Source organism: Hydrogenovibrio sp. 3SP14C1 (assembly GCF_029625905.1).
GTDB lineage: Bacteria > Pseudomonadota > Gammaproteobacteria > Thiomicrospirales > Thiomicrospiraceae > Hydrogenovibrio.
Map to the genome: position 1 here is coordinate 1 of NZ_JARTLM010000200.1, position 257 is coordinate 257.

The window sequence follows — 257 nt, forward strand, 5'->3', positions numbered from 1 at the left end:
CTGGTTTGAATCCGACAAGAAAGGGCTGCCGGGCAACCGGTCGTTCTACAGCGATCCGCAGGTGGATGCCCTGTTGAAGAAAGCGGTATCGGTGTCCGATCAGCAGGTTCGCACCGCAGATTATCAGGCGGCGCAGAAAATCGTCATCGACCAGGCGGCCTACGTCTATCTGTTCCAGAAAAACTATCAGGTGGCGATGAACAAAGAGGTGAAGGGCTTTGTGTATAACCCGATGCTGGAGCAGGTGTTCAACGTTG

The 257-nt window shown here is 54.1% G+C and carries 1 protein-coding gene; it reads left to right on the forward strand.

The features are described from left to right. The coding region (locus P8629_RS12245) for a hypothetical protein (protein WP_278166381.1) at positions 1 to 257 on the forward strand (257 nt) is incomplete at both ends.